This window comes from Xanthomarina sp. F2636L, from assembly GCF_026410195.1.
Taxonomy (GTDB): Bacteria; Bacteroidota; Bacteroidia; order Flavobacteriales; family Flavobacteriaceae; genus Xanthomarina.
Genome location: NZ_JAPMLM010000028.1, coordinates 1 through 647, shown reverse-complemented (window position 1 = coordinate 647; position 647 = coordinate 1). Strand labels below are relative to the sequence as shown.

1 pseudogene is annotated in these 647 nt (G+C 39.3%); it reads left to right on the top strand.

Annotation, left to right across the window (positions count from 1 at the left end):
• Positions 1-647: pseudogene (locus tag OS191_RS00125) on the top strand (hypothetical protein); the annotation flags it as partial.

The window sequence follows — 647 nt, the reverse complement described above, 5'->3', positions numbered from 1 at the left end:
CAAACTATTACGGTAACGGATACTATTGCTCCTGTTATAAATACTGAAGCTTCAAATATAGATATCGAATGTGATGGTACTGGAAATAATGGTGCTATTCAAACTTGGTTAGATAACAATGGTGGTGCTTTAGCTACTGATAATTGTTCTGCAATTACTTGGACTAATAATTATGGTGGTGCAACTTCTGATTGTGCGGCTCCTATTGAAGTTATCTTTACTGCTACGGATGCTTGTGGAAATTCAAGCTCTACAACAGCTACATATTCTATTATTGATACTGTAGCTCCTGAAATTTCAACTGCTGCTAGTCCGTTAACGGTAGAGTGTGATGGTAATGGAAATATAACCGACTTAAACACATGGTTAAATAGTAATGGTGGCGCTTCTGCTACTGATGACTGTTCTGCCATAGCGTGGACGAATAACTTTAATGGTCTTTCAGACGATTGTGGTGAAACTGGTTCGGCAACTGTAACCTTTACTGCTACGGATGCTTGTGGAAATTCAAGTTCTACAACTGCTACATTTACTATTGAAGATACTATTGCGCCTGTAGCTCCAGCTGCTCCGGCTGATATAACAGTAGAATGTATCGATGATGTACCTGCTCCTATAGATTTAACAGCAACAGATAACTGTGCTGG